This is a genomic window from Microbacterium sp. T2.11-28 (assembly GCF_950097975.1).
In the GTDB taxonomy this organism is placed as follows: Bacteria; Actinomycetota; Actinomycetes; order Actinomycetales; family Microbacteriaceae; genus Microbacterium.
The window spans coordinates 198680-214428 of sequence record NZ_CATNHF010000029.1; the positions used below are offsets into that span (position 1 = coordinate 198680).

Consider the following 15749-nt stretch of genomic DNA (forward strand, 5'->3'; position numbering starts at 1 on the left):
GATCGTGGCGCATGCGCACGACTGTCAAGGGTATCCCAGGAATAACCGCGCCGTGCGGCTTCCGCGGCATCCCCCACCCCATCCACAGGCCGCTGGAGTGGGTACCGTGGACTCATGCAGTTCTCCGGAGAGCGACCCCAGGTGGACCTGACGTACTCGGATGTGTTCCTCGTGCCGCGCCGTTCGGGGGTCACGAGCCGACTGGACGTCGATCTGTCGCCCGGCGACGGCTCCACCGCGACGATCCCCCTCGTCGCGTCGAACATGAACTCCGTCACCGGCGCCCGGCTGGCCGCCACGCTCGCCCGCCGCGGCGGACTGGGCGTGTTGCCGCAGGACATGCCGCTCCAGGACATCGACGCCGCGATCCGCTGGGTGAAGGCGCAGCCGGTGGTGTGGGACACGCCGCTCGTGCTCCCGCCCGAGGCGACGGTCGCGGACGCGGCAGGACTGCTGCCGGCCACCGAGGGGCACGGCATCGTGGTCGCGCAGGAGCGGGACGGCCGCGTCCACATCGACGACATCCGCGGCGTCATCCCCGCGACGAGGCTCGGCACCGCGCTTCCCGATGCACGTCTGGGCGACCTCGCGCGCGGCCGTGCGGCGTCGATCGACGCCGATGACGTCACCGACGCGCGGCACGCGTTCGACCTCATCGTCGCCGCCGAGGCCGAGACGGTGTGCGTCCTCCACCACGGATACCTGGTCGGCACGCTCTCGCAGCGGACGGCGCTGCGCTCGACGCTGTACCGCCCGGCCGTCGACGCGGACGGGCGCCTCATCGTCGCCGCGGCCGTCGGCATCAACGGCGACGTGGCGGCCAAGGCGCGCGCGCTCGCCGACGGCGGGGTCGACGTGCTCGTGGTCGACACCGCCCACGGGCATCAGGAGGGCATGCTCCGCGCCCTGCGCGAGGTCGCCGCGCTCGACCTCGGCATCCCGATCGCCGCGGGCAACATCGTCACCGCCGAGGGGGTGCGCGACCTCGTGGACGCGGGGGCGTCGATCCTCAAGGTGGGCGTCGGCCCCGGGGCGATGTGCACCACGCGGATGATGACGGCCGTCGGCCGCCCGCAGTTCTCCGCCGTGCTCGAGACGGCGCAGGCCGCCGCGGAGCTCGGCGCCCACGTGTGGGCCGACGGCGGGGTGCGCTACCCCCGCGACGTGGCGCTCGCCCTCGCGGCGGGCGCGGCCTCCGTCATGATCGGCTCCTGGTTCGCGGGGACGATCGAGGCTCCCGGCGAGCTGCAGACCGATGCCGAGGGACGCGTCTACAAGGAGTCCTGGGGCATGGCGTCGACCAAGGCGGTGCACGGGCGCTTCGGCCGCCTCGACCCCTACGAGCGGGCGCGCAAGGAGCTGTTCGCCGAGGGCATCTCGTCGTCGAGGATCTATCTCGACCCGCTCCGGCCCTCGGTCGAGGACCTCGTCGACATGATCACCTCGGGCGTGCGCTCCTCGTTCACGTACGCCGGCGCCTCGACGGTCGCCGAGTTCCACGAGCGCGCGACCGTCGGCCTGCAGTCCGCCGCCGGCTACGAAGAGGGCAAGGCGCTCCCGGTCAGCTGGTGAGGGCTGTGTCCCCTTGTCCCTATCCCGGTGGACCTTGTCCCACTTCCGGTCGTCTCGGCAGGGTCGAAGCGACCGAATGTGGGACATGACGGAGGCGGGAGGCCGCGGGACGGCACGGAGGGGCATGCCGTAGAATCGTCGGCACGATGGACGACCCTCCCAGTTGTAGACATTCGCCCCACCGACCCTCTTCCCGCATGAGCGGGGGTGATGCGTGATGGATTACGTCATGTTGGGCGTGGGGCTCCTCCTGACGATCGGCACCGGCCTCTTCGTCGCCAGCGAGTTCGCCCTGGTCAATCTCGATCGGGCGGAGCTCGAGAAGCGGCAGGCCGCGGGCGAGTCCCGGCTGTCCATGACGATCAGCGCGCTGAAGATCACCTCGACGCACCTCTCGAGTGCGCAGCTCGGCATCACGCTGACGACGCTCCTCACCGGTTACACGATGGAGCCGGCGCTGTCGAACCTGCTGAACCCCGTTTTCACCGCCTGGGGCATCCCGGCGTCGGTGTCGCGGCCGATCGCCACGATCGTCGCGATCTCCGTGGCCACGATCTTCTCGATGATCCTGGGCGAGCTCGTCCCCAAGAACTTCGCGCTCGCCGTGCCGCGGCAGACCGCGAAGCTGGTGATCCCCTTCCAGACGGTGTTCACAACGGTCTTCCGGCCCGCGATCACGGTGCTCAACGGCAGCGCCAACGGCGTGCTGCGGGCGATGGGCGTCGAGCCCAAGGAGGAGCTGTCGGGGGCGCGCACCGCCGAGGAGCTGTCGAGCCTCGTCCGCCGCTCGGCGAGCGCGGGCCTCCTCGAGGAGGACACCGCCTCCCTGCTCGACCGCACCCTGACCTTCGCGCGCCTGACGACGGCCGACGTCATGACGCCGCGTCCCAGCGTCCACGCCGTGGCCGCGGGCGACAGCGTCGAGGACGTCATCCAGCTCGCGCGCCGCACCGGCCACAGCCGGTTCCCCGTCTACGACGAGTCGATGGACGACATCACCGGGATCGTCCACCTCAAGCAGGCGGTGAGCGTGCCCCGCGACCGCCGCGGCGACGTGCCGGCCGCGGCCATCGCCGAGGAGCCCCTGCGCGTGCCCGAGGCCGTCCACCTCGACGGCCTCATGTCCGAGCTGCGCGCCCGGGGCTATCAGATGGCGATCGTGGTCGACGAGTACGGCGGCACCGCCGGGGTCGTCACGCTCGAGGACCTGGTCGAGGAGATCGTCGGCGAAGTGCTCGACGAGCACGACCGGAGCCGCGCGGGCATCGTCCGCGGTGCCGACGCCGTGACCTTCCCGGGCGACCTGCGCCCCGACGAGCTGCGCGACCGCACCGGCATCCGCGTGCCCGAGGGCGACGTCTACGACACCGTCGGCGGCTTCATCATGTCGACCCTGGAGCGCATCCCGGTCGCCGGTGACACCGTGGAGATCGAGGACGGCGTGCTGACCGTCCACCGCATGGACGGGCGACGGGTCGACCGCGTGAAGTTCGTGCCGCACCCGATGTCGGAGGACGCCGAGAAGGCGGTCCGTGCCGGACTGGACGGGGGTGAGTCGCGATGAACGACTGGGCGGGAATCGCATGGCTGTTCGTGCTGCTGCTGTTCAACGCGTTCTTCGTCGGCGCCGAGTTCGCGGTCATCTCCGCGCGGCGCTCTCAGATCGAGCCGTTGGCGGAGAAGGGATCGCGCGCCGCCAAGACCGCGCTCTACGCGATGGAGCACGCGACGCTCATGCTGGCCACGAGCCAGCTCGGCATCACGATCTGCTCCCTCCTCATCCTGAACGTGTCCGAACCGGCCATCCACCACCTGCTGGAGGTGCCGCTCGCGCTGACGGGGTGGAGTGAGGCCGTCATCGGCGGGGTCGCCTTCGCGCTGGCGCTGCTCCTGGTCTCGTATCTGCACGTCGTCTTCGGCGAGATGGTGCCGAAGAACCTCGCGTTCTCGCTGCCCGACCGGGCCGTGCTGATGCTCGCGACACCGCTGGTATGGGTGTCCAAGCTCTTCCACCCGGTGATCGTGGCGCTCAACTGGATCGCGAACCACATCGTCCGCCTCTTCCGCGTGGAGCCCAAGGACGAGGCGGCCTCGACCTTCACGCTCGACGAGGTCGCGACGATCGTCAACCAGTCGCGCATCGAGGGCGTGCTGGACGACGCGTCCGGCGCGGTGACGGCCGCCGTCGAGTTCACCGAGAAGAAGGCCAAGGACGCCGCCGTGCCGCTCTCGGCGCTCGTGACGCTCCCGGACACCACCACGCCCGACGAGATCGAGCGCGCTGTCGCCAAGCACGGCTTCTCGCGCTACGTGATCGTCGACGCCGCGGGGCTGCCGATCGGCTACGTGCACCTCAAGGACGTGCTCCGCGAGGCGGAGGGACCGGATGCCGATGCCCACGCCAACGCCCCGATCCCGGCCAAGCGGATCCACCACATGGTGCCCGTGTCGGAGACGACCGACCTCGAGGACGCTCTGGCGCTGATGCGGCGGTCGAGCCGTCACCTCGCGCAGGTGCGCGATGCGCGCGGCGAGACCACGGCGGTGCTGTTCCTGGAGGACATCATCGAGGAGCTGGTCGGCGAGGTGGACGACGCGACCCGACGACGGCGCTGAGACATCGAAGCGCTGAGATACAGAAGCAGGGGGCGGACGCGATCGCGTCCGCCCCCTGCTGTGTGTAGAGCCGGGAACCGGGTCAGCGGGCTGCGCGCGCGTACTGGACAGGCCAGAGCGGGCGCTCGAGAGTCCGGTCGCTCTCGCCGAGTTCGCCGAGGGCGCGGAGTCCGAAGTGCGGGTCGCGCAGCCACTCGCGCCCCGCGAGCACCACGTCGGCGTCGCCGGCGGCGAGGATCTGCTCAGCCTGCGCGCCGGTCGTGATCTCGCCGACGGCGCCGACGGGGCCGACGCCCGCGGCGCGGACCTCCGCGGCGAAGGGCACCTGGTAGCCGGGACCCGTCGTGATGTGCTGGTGGGCAACGAGACCGCCGCTGGAGATGTCGAAGAACTCCGCGCCGCGCTCGGCCGCCCATCCGGCGACCGTCGCGGTCTGGGCGACGTCCCAGCCGCCGTCGGCGGCGTCGGTGGCCGAGAAGCGGACGAGCAGCGCGACGTCGGGCGCGGCGGCGCGCACGGCTTCGACGATCCGCAGCAGCAGTCGTGCGCGGTTCTCGAGCGACCCGCCGTACTCGTCGTCGCGCTGGTTGGACAGCGGTGAGAGGAACTGGTGCAGCAGGTAGCCGTGGGCCGCATGGACCTCGAGCGCCTCGAAGCCGGCATCGACCGCGCGCACGGCGGCGGCGGCGAACGCGTCGACGAGCTCATCGATCTGCTCGGCGGTGAGCGCCTCGGGCGCGTCGAAGCCCTCGTAGGCGACGGCGGACGGCGCGACGGTCTGCCACCCGCCCTCGGACGCGGGCACGGTGCCCCGAGCGCCGGTGAAGGGCGACCACGTCGACGCCTTCCGGCCGGCGTGGGCGAGCTGGATCCCCGGGACGGCACCGCGGGCGCGGATCGCGTCGACGATCGGACGCCAGGCGTCGCGCTGGGCGTCGTTCCAGATCCCGGTGTCCTCGGGGGAGATGCGTCCCTCCGCGGTGACGGCGGTCGCCTCGGCGATCACCATGCCGGCTCCTCCCGACGCGAACTGCGCCAGGTGCACGAGGTGCCAGGTGTTCGGCACGCCCTCCTCGGCGGAGTACTGGCACATCGGCGCCACCCAGAGGCGGTTGCGGACGGTGATGCCGTGCAGGTCGATCGGGGAGAACAGCAGACTCATGCGGTGGTGCTCCAGAGGGTTCGCGCCGGTAGGGTGACGCCATGGATGGAGGATGGACGCCCGCCGATGCGGCTCGCGTCCTTCGTGAGCCAACGGCAGCCGATGACAAGTATTCCCGGGGCGTGCTCGGGGTGCGAACCGGCTCGACCGCCTACCCCGGCGCGGCGGTGCTGGGCGTGGAGGCCGCGTGGCGCACGGGAGTGGGCATGGTGCGCTACGTCGGACCCGACCGCGCCGCCGATCTGGTGCTCGCCCGCCGCCCCGAGACCGTCACCGGAGAAGGTCGGGTACAGGCCTGGGTGATCGGGTCGGGCACGGACGCGGCCGCGCGCGAAGCCGCCGAGACCGACGCGCTGCAGGCGCTGCTGGCCGGCGAGGCGCCCGTGGTCGTGGATGCCGGAGCGCTCGACCTGGCACCGGGGGCTGCGGCGCCGGTGCTGGTGACGCCGCACGAACGCGAGCACACCCGCCTGCGCGACGCGCTCGGCCTCGCACCCCGGCGCGACCGGATCGGGGCGGCACGGGAGACCGCCGCGGCCCTGGGCGGATGCGTGCTGCTCAAGGGCTCCCGCACGGTCGTGGCGACGCCGTCGGGATGGTCGACCACCCTGCCCGCCGCGTCGGCCTGGCTCGCCACGGCCGGGACCGGCGATGTGCTCGCGGGCGTCGTCGGCGCCGTCGTCGCCGCGGCCGCCGCGCGCGGTGCGGTGGACGCCGACGAGCTCGGACCCCTCGCCGCGACCGGCTCGTGGCTTCACGCGCAGGCGGCCGCACGCGCCGTCGCCGCCGCGGAGGGCGGCCCGGTGACGGCCCTCGACGTCGCCGAGCAGCTGCCCGCCGCCGTGGGCGCGCTGCTGCGGCGCGGCTGACCACAGGTCGGCGTCGGGCCGGCGGGTGCCCGCCTCCCGCTCCCTAGGATGGGAGCGTGTCGAGACGGACGGTGATGTGGGTGGTGTTCGTCGCCGTCCACCTCGGCGTCGCCTGGCTCGGCTTCCTGATGCCCAACGAGCCGATGGGCGACGTCTATCGCGTGTACGAGCCGTGGTCGACCCAGGCGCTCGCGGGCGGCGGCATCGTCGGGATCGATGAGCCGTGGGTCTACCCGCAGCTCGCGCTCATCCCGATGGTGCTCGCTCACGCCTTCGTGCCGATCGTCGGCTCGTACACCGTCGCATGGGTGCTGCTGGTGACCCTGGTCGACGCCGCGGCCTTCGCCCTCCTGCTCGGCCGCGCCCGGTCTACCGGCCGCACGGTGGCCGCGTGGTACTGGCTGGCCTATATCGCCGCCCTGGGGCCGGTGGGCCTGTACCGCCTCGACGGCTTCACGGTGCCGGTCGCGATCGCGGGCTGCCTGTGGCTGGTCGGCCGCCCGTGGCTGGCTTCGGTGCTGCTGGCGGCGGTGACCTGGGTCAAGGTCTGGCCGGCGGCGCTGCTCGCCGCCGCGGTCGTGGCGATGCGCCGGCGCGCGGCGGTCGTGGGCGGCGCGCTCGTCGTCTCGGGGCTCACCCTCACCGCCGTCTGGGCGGCCGGCGGCGCCGCGCACGCCTTCGGCTTCATCGGGGATCAGGCCACCCGCGGACTCCAGGTCGAGGCTCCCGTCGCGGCGCCGTACCTCTGGGGGGCGCTCCTGCGCCTCGACGGCTTCTCCGTGTACTACTCGTTCGACCTGCTGACCTTCCAGGTCACCGGGACCGAGATCGATCCCGTCATCGCCGCGATGACGCCGCTCCTGGTCCTGGCGATGGGAGCGGTCGCGGTGATCGGCGCGCTGAAGGCCTGGCAGGGGGCGACCTTCCACGCCCTCTTCCCGGTGCTGTCGCTGGCACTGGTGACCGGCTTCATCGTCTTCAACAAGGTCGGCTCCCCGCAGTACCTGTGCTGGCTCGTGCCCTCGCTCGTGATCGGCCTCATGATCGACCGTCCGGCATGGACGGGCCCGGCCACCCTCGCCCTGACCGCCGCCCTCCTCACCCAGCTCGTGTACCCGGTGCTCTACATGGGCATCCTCGTGCCCGAGCCGCTCGCGGTGAGCCTGCTCACCGTCCGCAACGTCGTCCTCATCGTGCTGTTCGCCTGGATGGTCGGCCGCCTCGCGCGGGTGCGGCCACCGCGTCACACCGGCGTCGGCACCCGCCGCGTCGCCCGCTGATCGATCCTCCGGAGGTCTCCCATGCTCATCGCCTTCTCCGTCGCCCCCAGCGGCACCGGCCGCGCCGACGGCTCGGTGCACGATGCGGTCGCCGCGGCGGTCGCCGTCGTGCGCGCCTCGGGCCTCCCGCACCGCACGAGCTCGATGTTCACCGAGGTGGAGGGGGAGTGGGACGAGGTGATGGCCGTCGTCAAGGCCGCCACCGAGGCCGTACTGCCCTACGGGTCGAGGGTGTCGCTCGTGCTGAAGGCCGACATCCGCCCCGGCTACACCGGCGAGATCGACGGGAAGATCGAGCGGCTCGAGCGGGCGCTCGGGGAGACCTCGCGGGGCGACTAGCATGAGTCGGTGACCTCCTCGACTCTCTCGAGGGGTGCGGCGACGGGGGCGCTCCTCTCTCTCGCCATTGGCAGCTTCGGCATCGGCATGACCGAGTTCGTCGTCATGGGACTGCTGCCCGACATCGCGCGCGACCTCCTGCCGACCGTGTGGGCCGCCGATTCGGACGTCGCCATCGCGCACTCCGGCTGGCTCATCTCCCTGTACGCCTTGGGGGTCGTCGTCGGGGCGCCGACGATCGCCGGCGCCGTCGCCAAGTACCCGCGTCACCGCGTCATGCTGGTGCTCGCGGGCGCACTGACGTTCTTCACGGCACTCACGTTCTTCGCCCCGACCTTCGAGACCGTGGCGGTGTCGCGGCTGCTGGCCGGACTCCCGCACGGCGCCTTCTTCGGAATCGGCGCCCTCGTGGCCTCCGACGTGCTCGGCCCGGGCAAACGTGCCCAGGGCGTGGCCTTCGTGCTGACCGGCCTCACCGTGGCGAACGTCGTCGGTGTGCCGCTCGGGACCTTCCTCGGGCAGCAGTTCGGCTGGCGCATCGCGTTCCTCCTCGTGGCGGTGATCTTCGCCGCCGCCACGGTCATGATCGCCGTCTTCGTGCCGCCGCACGCCGGCGATGCGGGCCGCACCCTCCGCGCCGAGCTGCGTGTCTTCCGCGTGCCGCAGGTCTGGTTCGCCCTCGGCATCGGTGCGATCGGCTTCGGCGGGTTCTTCGCCGCCTACAGCTACGTGGCCCCGGTAGTGACAGAGGTGGCGGGATCGCCCGCGTGGGCCGTGCCGATCGTCCTGGTGGTCATGGGGCTCGGGATGACGACCGGCAACCTCGTCGGGGGCAGGCTGGCCGACCGCGATCTGCGGCGCACGCTCGTGGGCGGGCTCGCAGGCCTCGTCGTCGTGCAGGTCGCGCTCGCCCTGACGGCGGGCTGGATCGTGAGCCTCGGGCTGTTCGTCTTCGCGATCGGATTCGCCTCCGCGGTGCTGGGCCCGACGATCCAGACCCGTCTGATGGATGTGGCCGGCGACAACCAGTCCATCGCGGCGGCGCTGAACCACTCCGCCCTCAACATCGGCAACGCCACCGGCGCCTTCCTCGGCGGTGTCGTCATCTCGGCCGGATTGGGCTTCGTGGCGCCGATCTGGACGGGAGCGCTGCTGGCGGCGCTCGGCCTCGCGATCGCCGTGATGAGTCTGCGCGCCGAGCGGGCCCAGGCGCTCGTCGGCTGATCAGGCGTCGAGCAGGCGGCGCAGGTGGGCGCCGACGGCCTCGCTCTCGATGAGGAAGCCGTCGTGGCCGAAGTCGCTGGAGAGCACCACCACGTCGTCGTCGATGGTCGAGCGGATGCCGCGGGCGATCCGCCGCTGACCGTCGACGGGGAAGAGGCGGTCGCTGTCTATGCCGAGCACGAGGGTGCGGGCGGTGATCCTCGCGAGTGCGTCCTCGACCCCGCCGCGATCGCGGCCGATGTCGTGGGAGTTCATCGCCTCCACGAGGGTGAGGTACGAGTTGGCGTCGAAGCGGCGGGTGAACTTGTTGCCGTGGAAGTCGAGGTAGCTCTCCACGGCGTAGCGGCCCCCGCCGGTGAGCGGGCTCTTGTCGGACTGCCAGCTGCGGCCGAAGCGCTGATTGAGCTCGGTGGGGCTGCGGTAGTTCAGCAGCGCCATGCGGCGCGCGAGCGCGAGGCCCCGGTGCGGCCCCTCGCCGTCGGCGGCGTCGTAGTACTCGCCGCCGGCGAAGCGGGGGTCCATGCGGATCGCCTCCAGCTGCACCGAGTTGAGCGCGACCTGGTCGGCGGTCGTGGTCGGCGGTGAGCAGAGCACCGCGAGACGCTCGACGCGCTCCGGATGTCCGACGGCCCATTCCAGTGCGTGCATGCCGCCCATCGAGCCGCCGACGACCGCGGCCCACGCGCGGATCCCGAGCGCGTCGGCGAGACGGGCCTGCGCCTCCACCTGATCGCGGATGGTCAGCCCCGGGAACCGCGCCGCCCACTCGTAGCCGTCGGGGGCGATGCTCGATGGGCCGGTCGAGCCCTGGCACCCGCCGAGCATGTTCGCCGCGACGACGAACCAGCGGTCGGTGTCGATCGCGGCTCCGGGCCCCACGATGTCGTCCCACCAGCCCGCGGTGGCGTGGCCGGGGCCGGCCGGTCCGCGCACGTGGCTGTCGCCGGTGAGGGCGTGCAGCACGAGCACGGCGTTGTCGGCCGCCGGCGACAGCTCGCCCCAGGTCTCGTACGCGAGGCGGATGGCGGGAAGCTCGCGCCCCGCCTCGGTGCGGAAGGCGCCGAGGGCCGCGAACCGGCGCTCGCCAGGGGCGTCGCCGTCGCGCCACGCCCCGGTGGCCGGCGGGCGGGCGCGCAGCAGGCGCGCGTCAGCCTCCGTGATCGGTGCGCTCGGCACCGTGTCCTCGGAGGTCTGCCAGTCCATGGCTCCATTGTCCCGGGCTTCGTCGCCGGCCGTCGTCGTGTTACGTCCCGTCGGTGCGGGACGAGCGCGAGGTGTCGTGATCAGCGTCTGAGCGTGTCGCGAGCAGGCTGAAACGCACGAAAGAGACGGTGAGCGGCGGTTGGAGCCGATTCAGCCTGCTTTCGCCACCGTCGGGGCCTACGTCGCTGCCGTCGGGGCGGGGCGACGCCACCGGCGGAACGACGGATGCCCCGTCCCGAAGGACGAGGCATCCGTGTCGTTCCGAGGAGGAACGCTCAGGCGCGGGCAGCCTCCGAGACGCGGCGCGCGGCGGCCAGTGCCTGCTCGAGGTCGGCCTTGAGGTCGTCGATGTTCTCGAGACCGATCGACAGACGCACGAGGCCCGGGGTGACGCCGGTGGTGAGCTGCTGCTCGGGCGTCAGCTGGGAGTGGGTCGTCGAGGCCGGGTGGATGACGAGCGAGCGCACGTCGCCGATGTTGGCGAGGTGGCTGAACAGCGTCAGAGCGTTGACGAACTCGCGCCCCGCCTGCACACCGCCCTTGAGCTCGAACGACAGCACGGCGCCGACGCCCTTGGGTGCGTAGCGGTTGGCCGCGGCGTACCAGGGCGAGGTGGGAAGGCCGGAGTAGTTGACCGAGGCGATGTCGTCGTGGTTCTCGAGCCACTCCGCGATCTCCTGCGCGTTCTGGACGTGACGCTCGATGCGCAGCGACAGCGTCTCGATGCCCTGGATGAGCAGCCACGCGCTCTGGGGCGAGATGGCGGCACCGAGGTCGCGCAGCAGCTGCACCCGCGCCTTGATGATGTACGCCAGGCCGTCGCCGACCGCCGTCGTGTACGACGCGCCGTGGTATGAGGGGTCGGGCTCGGTGAGACCCGGGAACTTCTCGACGTTCTTGGACCACTCGAACGAGCCGCCGTCGACGATCACGCCGCCGATGACCGTGCCGTGGCCGCCGAGGAACTTCGTCGCCGAGTGCACGACGATGTCGGCGCCGTGCTCGAACGGGCGGATGAGGTACGGCGTCGCGATGGTGTTGTCGACGATGAGCGGCACGCCCGCCTCGTGGGCGACGTCGGCGACGGTGCGGATGTCGAGGATGTTGATCTTCGGGTTGCCGATGGTCTCGGCGAAGAAGAGCTTGGTGTTGGGCCGCACGGCGCGGCGCCACTCCTCGGCATCGTCCTGGTTCTCGACGAAGGTGACCTCGATGCCGAGCTTGGCGAGCGTGTACTTGAAGAGGTTGTACGTTCCGCCGTAGATCGAGCTGGACGAGACGATGTGGTCGCCGGCCTCGGCGATGTTCAGGACGGCGAAGGTCTCGGCGGCCTGGCCTGACGCGACCAGGAGGGCGCCGGTGCCCCCCTCCAGCGCGGCGACGCGCTGCTCGACGACGTCCTGCGTCGGGTTCTGGATGCGCGTGTAGATGTTGCCGAACTCGGCCAGCGCGAACAGGTTCGCCGCGTGGTCGGCGTTGTCGAACACGTACGACGTGGTCTGGTAGATCGGGGTGGCGCGCGCCTTCGTGACCGGGTCGGGAGCGGCGCCCGTGTGGATCTGCTTGGTCTCGAAGCGCCAGTTCTCTGCTGCCGACATGATGTGCTCCTGCGGGTTCGGGTCGCGTGGTCTGAGGCGGCGGATGCCGTTGCTCGACAGTACGGTCGGTGCCGTGGCGCCGACAAGGCGCGGGAAATGTGACGTAACGTGCCGATCCCGCGTGATTCCAGGGCGGGACGGGGCCGGCGAGGCGATGTGTCGTAGCGTGGATGTCATGACGACGCGACGCGCAGTGGTGACCGGAGCGAGCTCGGGGATCGGTGAGGCCGCCGTGCGGGCGCTGCGCGCCGGCGGGTGGGACGTCGTCGGGGTCGCCCGTCGCGCGGACCGCCTGGAGGCCCTCGACGCCGAGGTCGGCTCGGTCTCCTTCGCCGCGGACCTCACGTCGCCCGCCGACGTCGACGCGCTCGCCGAGCACCTCTCGTCGACCGGAGACGTCCACGCCCTCGTGCACGTGGCCGGCGGTGCGCGCGGCACCGACCGTGTCGAGGACGGCGTCGCCGAGGACTGGCGCTGGATGTTCGAGGTGAACGTCCTCTCCGCCCAGCGGGTGACGGCCGCGGTGCTGCCGCTGCTGCGCTCCTCGATCGCCGAGGGCGGTCACGCCGACACCCTGTTCGTCACGTCGACCGCGGCCCAGACCGCCTACCCCGGCGGGTCGGGGTACAACGCCGCGAAGGCGGGGGAGTCCATGCTCGCCCGTGCGCTGCGGCTCGAGCTGAACGGCGAGCCGATCCGCGTGACCGAGATCGCCCCGGGCATGGTGTTCACCGAGGAGTTCACGCTCAACCGCCTCGGCGGCGACCGGGCGGCCGCGGAGAAGGTCTACGAGGGCGTGGCGGATCCGCTGACCGCCGGCGACGTCGCCGACGTCATCGCGTACGCGCTGAACGCGCCCGGGCATGTGAACCTCGACCTCGTCACGATGCGCCCCGTCGCCCAGTCGGCCCAGCATCTGCTGGCCCGCGGCCCCCTGCGCCCGCGGCTGTAGCAGCGCTGCGTTTGGTCTCGTCGCTGCGCTCCTCTGCGTTTCGTCTCGTCGCTGCGCTCCTCTGCGTTTCGTCTCGTCGCTGCGCTCCTCTCTCAACGACCGGGGAGAGGCGCGGAGGGCGAGACCTCCGCGGCGTCGGAGAACGCGACCTTCGGCACGAACAGCAGCAGGACGGCTGCGAGGAAGCCGCCGCCTGCGCAGATCGCCCACACCGTCAGATAGCCGCCGAGCGAGGCCGCGGTCTGACTGGCCACGACGCCCGCGCCGCCGGCCAGGACGACCCCGAAGACCGCTGACGAGAAGGTGCCGCCGATCGTCTTGGTGGTGTTGGTGAGAGCGGACGCCACGCCGGTCTGCCCCAGCGGCGCCGCGGCCGCCGCGGCCGCCGGCATGGCGCCGACGAGCGCACCGCATCCGAGGCCCGCGATCGAGAGGTTCAGCAGCACCTGCCACAGCTCCAGGTGGAACGGCAGGAACAGGGTGTAGCCGACGCCCACGAGGAGCGCCGCCGCGATGAGCACGACGCGGGGGCTCGCGCGGCGGGAGGTGATCGCGAACAGCACGGCGCCGACGATGAGCGAGACGAGGTACACGCCGATGATGTTGGAGCGCTCGGTGGCATCCAGTCCCAGCCCGTAGCCCAGCGACGGGTCGGTGCCCGCGTAGGTGGACAGCGGGCCTTGCGCGCCGAGCAGGCTGATGCCGATGAGGAACGCCGTGGCCTGGACCGGCCACATGTCCGGCCGCGCGAGCACGCGGATGTCGATCGCCGGATCCTTCTGGCGCAGCTCGAACAGCACGAACCCGACCAGCACGAGCACGCCGACCACGAGGAGCGCACCGACTCCGAACCACGCGCCGGCGCCGAGGCCGAGCTCGCCGATGAGGCGCATCCATGCCAGCGCGCTCGTGACGAGGAGCAGCCCCCACGCGAGGATCACGAAGCCCCAGGTGTCGAGCGAGCGGCCGGGCTGCGGCGTCGACTCGGGCACCCACAGCCAGATGACCACCGCGACGAGGGTCACCGCGACCGCCGGGACGATGAGCGTGAGGGTGAGGTCGCCCCCGGTCGCCGCGAAGATGCGGCCGGCCGCCAGGGCGCCGATGATGGCCCCCGCCTGCAGGCCGACCACCAGGAGGCCTGCCGCGCGCCGAGTGAGCGAGACGCCGCGGTTCTGCGCGCGCCCGCGCTCGAAGATGAGGGCGATCTCCAGCGGCAGCCACACGACGTAGAAGCCCTGGAGCGCCCACGCGATGAGGAAGGTCCAGAACGACCCGGCGAAGGCGAGCCACCACGTCGCTCCGGCGGTCAGGATCGCCGCGATCAGCAGGATCCGCTTGTGCCCGTACATGTCGCCGAGCTTGGCCAGCACCGGCACGACCAGCGCGGACAGCAGCAGCTGCGCCGCCTCGAACCAGTTGACGTCGGAGTCGTGGATGTCCAGGGCGATGACGATGTCGCTGAACAGCGGCACGTAGTAGCCCTGCAGGATGCCGCTGACGATCTCGACGAGGACGAACCAGCCGATGAGGCCGGCGGTGATCCCCAACGTCGAGGAGCGCAGTGCCGAGGAGCGCGCCGCGGAGGGCGACGAGGATGCGGTTCGGGATGCCACGGCGTCAGTCTAGGTCTGAGCTCCGGCGCGACCCGGTCTTTCGTGCGGGGCGCGCGTCCTAGGCTGGTTCCGACGAGGGCCGGGCGCCGCAGGGACCGGTCGGGCTGAAGGAGGAGCGGGTGACGCAGGAGCGCGAGAAGCTGACCTGGGACGGGTTCGGGGCGGCGACGCGCGAGCTGTCCCGCCGGATCGTCGATGACGGGTTCGTCCCCGACGTCGTGGTCGCCATCGCCCGGGGAGGGCTGCTCCCGGCAGGCGCGATCGCCTACGGCCTGGGGGTCAAGAGCTGCGGCGCGCTGAACGTCGAGTTCTACACCGGCATCGGCACGGTCCTCGACGCCCCCGAGCTGCTGCCGCCCGACCTCGACCTCGGCTACCTCCCCGGCAAGCGGGTGCTCCTGGTCGACGACGTCGCCGACAGCGGCCGCACCCTCGCGCTCGCCGTCCGGCTGCTGCAGGAGGCGGGCGCCGACGTCCGCTCGGTCTGCATCTACACCAAGCCCGGCTCGGTCGCCCTCCCGGACTACGCCTGGCGCGAGACGCCGCTGTGGATCGACTTCCCGTGGTCCGCGAAGGGCACCGTCGTCGAGGAGGACGGCGGCACGCAGGCGAGCGCGTGATGGCCCTCGCGCTGCCTCAGCTGGCCGAGGCCGGGCTCATCGACCCCGCCTGGGCCGAGGCGCTGGCTCCGGTCGGCCCCGACATCGCCGCGCTGGGCGAGCGGCTGCGCGCCGAGACGGCCGCCGGTCGTGGCTATCTCCCCGCCGGGGACCGGGTTCTCCGCGCGTTCTCGCGCCCGCTCGACGAGGTGCGCGTGCTCATCGTCGGTCAGGACCCCTACCCGACGCCGGGCCATCCCATCGGCCTGTCCTTCGCCGTCGACGCCCACGTGCGACCGCTGCCGCGGAGCCTGTCGAACATCTACCAGGAGCTCGAGGCCGACCTCGGCATCCCGCGGGCGGCCCACGGCGACCTCTCGTCGTGGAGCGACCAGGGCGTCATGCTCCTCAACCGCGTGCTCACCGTCATGCCGGGCCAGCCCGCGTCGCACCGCGGGTGGGGCTGGGAGAAGGTCACCGAGCACGCGATCCGCACGCTCGTCGCCCGCCCGGGTCCGCTCGTCGCGATCCTGTGGGGGAGGGATGCCGCGAACCTCCGGCCGCTCCTGGGCGACACCCCGATCATCGAGTCGGCCCATCCGTCGCCGCTGTCGGCGAGCCGGGGGTTCTTCGGCTCTCGGCCGTTCTCCCGCGCGAACGCGCTGCTGGCCGACCTGGGCGCCGACCCGGTGGACTGGCGGGTCCCCGCCCTAGGCTGA

The 15749-nt window shown here is 72.0% G+C and carries 14 protein-coding genes; 10 read left to right on the top strand and 4 right to left on the bottom strand.

All coding sequences use genetic code 11. The features are described from left to right. The first annotated feature begins 114 nt into the window (after positions 1-114). The 3 genes from QQZ13_RS13510 to QQZ13_RS13520 all read left to right on the top strand — a co-directional run bounded on the left by QQZ13_RS13510 (position 115) and on the right by QQZ13_RS13520 (position 4188). Positions 115-1572, top strand: a complete 1458-nt coding sequence (locus QQZ13_RS13510; RefSeq protein WP_284529856.1) for a GuaB1 family IMP dehydrogenase-related protein — start codon at positions 115-117, stop codon at positions 1570-1572. Between the two features lie 217 nt (positions 1573-1789). Next, positions 1790-3136, top strand: a complete 1347-nt coding sequence (locus QQZ13_RS13515) for a hemolysin family protein (protein WP_284529857.1) — start codon at positions 1790-1792, stop codon at positions 3134-3136. Next, a complete protein-coding gene (locus QQZ13_RS13520) occupies positions 3133-4188 on the top strand; it encodes a hemolysin family protein (RefSeq protein WP_284529859.1) in 1056 nt (351 codons plus the stop codon). The genes QQZ13_RS13515 and QQZ13_RS13520 overlap by 4 nt, the downstream gene beginning before the upstream one ends. An 82-nt stretch (positions 4189-4270) precedes the next feature. Here the strand turns inward: QQZ13_RS13520 and QQZ13_RS13525 are convergent, their stop codons facing one another. After that, positions 4271-5350, bottom strand: a complete 1080-nt coding sequence (locus tag QQZ13_RS13525) for an NADH:flavin oxidoreductase/NADH oxidase (protein ID WP_284529861.1) — start codon at positions 5348-5350, stop codon at positions 4271-4273. Positions 5351-5472: 122 nt separating this feature from the next. Between QQZ13_RS13525 and QQZ13_RS13530 the strand changes: the two genes are divergently transcribed. The 4 genes from QQZ13_RS13530 to QQZ13_RS13545 are packed head-to-tail and all read left to right on the top strand — an operon-like array spanning position 5473 to position 9062. Continuing rightward, entirely contained in the window at positions 5473-6219 is a 747-nt protein-coding gene (locus QQZ13_RS13530) for an ADP/ATP-dependent (S)-NAD(P)H-hydrate dehydratase (RefSeq protein ID WP_342395270.1), read from the top strand. Between the two features lie 56 nt (positions 6220-6275). Further along, the gene (locus QQZ13_RS13535; protein WP_284529863.1) at positions 6276-7499 is read left to right on the top strand and encodes a hypothetical protein; all 1224 of its coding nucleotides are present in this window, start codon (positions 6276-6278) and stop codon (positions 7497-7499) included. Between the two features lie 21 nt (positions 7500-7520). Beyond that, complete coding sequence (locus tag QQZ13_RS13540; protein WP_284529864.1) at positions 7521-7838, top strand: thiamine-binding protein; 318 nt, start codon at positions 7521-7523, stop codon at positions 7836-7838. 9 nt (positions 7839-7847) lie between these two features. Beyond that, a complete protein-coding gene (locus tag QQZ13_RS13545; protein ID WP_284529865.1) occupies positions 7848-9062 on the top strand; it encodes an MFS transporter in 1215 nt (404 codons plus the stop codon). Here QQZ13_RS13545 and QQZ13_RS13550 read toward each other — a convergent pair whose 3' ends face one another. Next, positions 9063-10265 carry a homoserine O-acetyltransferase gene (locus QQZ13_RS13550; RefSeq protein WP_284529866.1) on the bottom strand — a complete coding sequence of 401 codons (1203 nt, stop codon included), beginning with the start codon at positions 10263-10265 and terminating at the stop codon, positions 9063-9065. 275 nt (positions 10266-10540) lie between these two features. Further along, on the bottom strand, positions 10541-11863 hold the full coding sequence (locus QQZ13_RS13555) for a bifunctional o-acetylhomoserine/o-acetylserine sulfhydrylase (RefSeq protein WP_284529867.1): 1323 nt from the start codon (positions 11861-11863) through the stop codon (positions 10541-10543). Between the two features lie 175 nt (positions 11864-12038). On the opposite strand from QQZ13_RS13555, the gene QQZ13_RS13560 reads away from it, so the two are divergent. After that, entirely contained in the window at positions 12039-12815 is a 777-nt protein-coding gene (locus QQZ13_RS13560) for an SDR family oxidoreductase (protein ID WP_284529868.1), read from the top strand. Positions 12816-12907: 92 nt separating this feature from the next. Here QQZ13_RS13560 and QQZ13_RS13565 read toward each other — a convergent pair whose 3' ends face one another. Beyond that, positions 12908-14380, bottom strand: a complete 1473-nt coding sequence (locus tag QQZ13_RS13565) for an MFS transporter (protein ID WP_284529942.1) — start codon at positions 14378-14380, stop codon at positions 12908-12910. A 170-nt stretch (positions 14381-14550) separates the two neighbouring features. Here QQZ13_RS13565 and QQZ13_RS13570 point away from each other — a divergent pair, with 170 nt between their 5' ends. Together QQZ13_RS13570 and QQZ13_RS13575 are read left to right on the top strand one after the other, a co-directional pair. Next, positions 14551-15051, top strand: a complete 501-nt coding sequence (locus QQZ13_RS13570; protein WP_284529869.1) for a phosphoribosyltransferase — start codon at positions 14551-14553, stop codon at positions 15049-15051. Continuing rightward, positions 15051-15749, top strand: a complete 699-nt coding sequence (locus QQZ13_RS13575) for a uracil-DNA glycosylase (RefSeq protein ID WP_284529871.1) — start codon at positions 15051-15053, stop codon at positions 15747-15749. Before QQZ13_RS13570 ends, QQZ13_RS13575 begins: the two co-directional genes overlap by 1 nt.

What these genes read in the sequence shown, in the direction of transcription:
- QQZ13_RS13510 (WP_284529856.1), top strand. Translation starts at nt 115, where the DNA reads ATGCAGTTCTCCGGAGAGCGACCCCAGGTGGACCTGACGTACTCGGAT.
- QQZ13_RS13515 (WP_284529857.1), top strand. Translation starts at nt 1,790, where the DNA reads ATGGATTACGTCATGTTGGGCGTGGGGCTCCTCCTGACGATCGGCACC.
- QQZ13_RS13520 (WP_284529859.1), top strand. Translation starts at nt 3,133, where the DNA reads ATGAACGACTGGGCGGGAATCGCATGGCTGTTCGTGCTGCTGCTGTTC.
- QQZ13_RS13525 (WP_284529861.1), bottom strand. Translation starts at nt 5,350, where the DNA reads ATGAGTCTGCTGTTCTCCCCGATCGACCTGCACGGCATCACCGTCCGC.
- QQZ13_RS13540 (WP_284529864.1), top strand. Translation starts at nt 7,521, where the DNA reads ATGCTCATCGCCTTCTCCGTCGCCCCCAGCGGCACCGGCCGCGCCGAC.
- QQZ13_RS13550 (WP_284529866.1), bottom strand. Translation starts at nt 10,265, where the DNA reads ATGGACTGGCAGACCTCCGAGGACACGGTGCCGAGCGCACCGATCACG.
- QQZ13_RS13555 (WP_284529867.1), bottom strand. Translation starts at nt 11,863, where the DNA reads ATGTCGGCAGCAGAGAACTGGCGCTTCGAGACCAAGCAGATCCACACG.
- QQZ13_RS13560 (WP_284529868.1), top strand. Translation starts at nt 12,039, where the DNA reads ATGACGACGCGACGCGCAGTGGTGACCGGAGCGAGCTCGGGGATCGGT.
- QQZ13_RS13575 (WP_284529871.1), top strand. Translation starts at nt 15,051, where the DNA reads ATGGCCCTCGCGCTGCCTCAGCTGGCCGAGGCCGGGCTCATCGACCCC.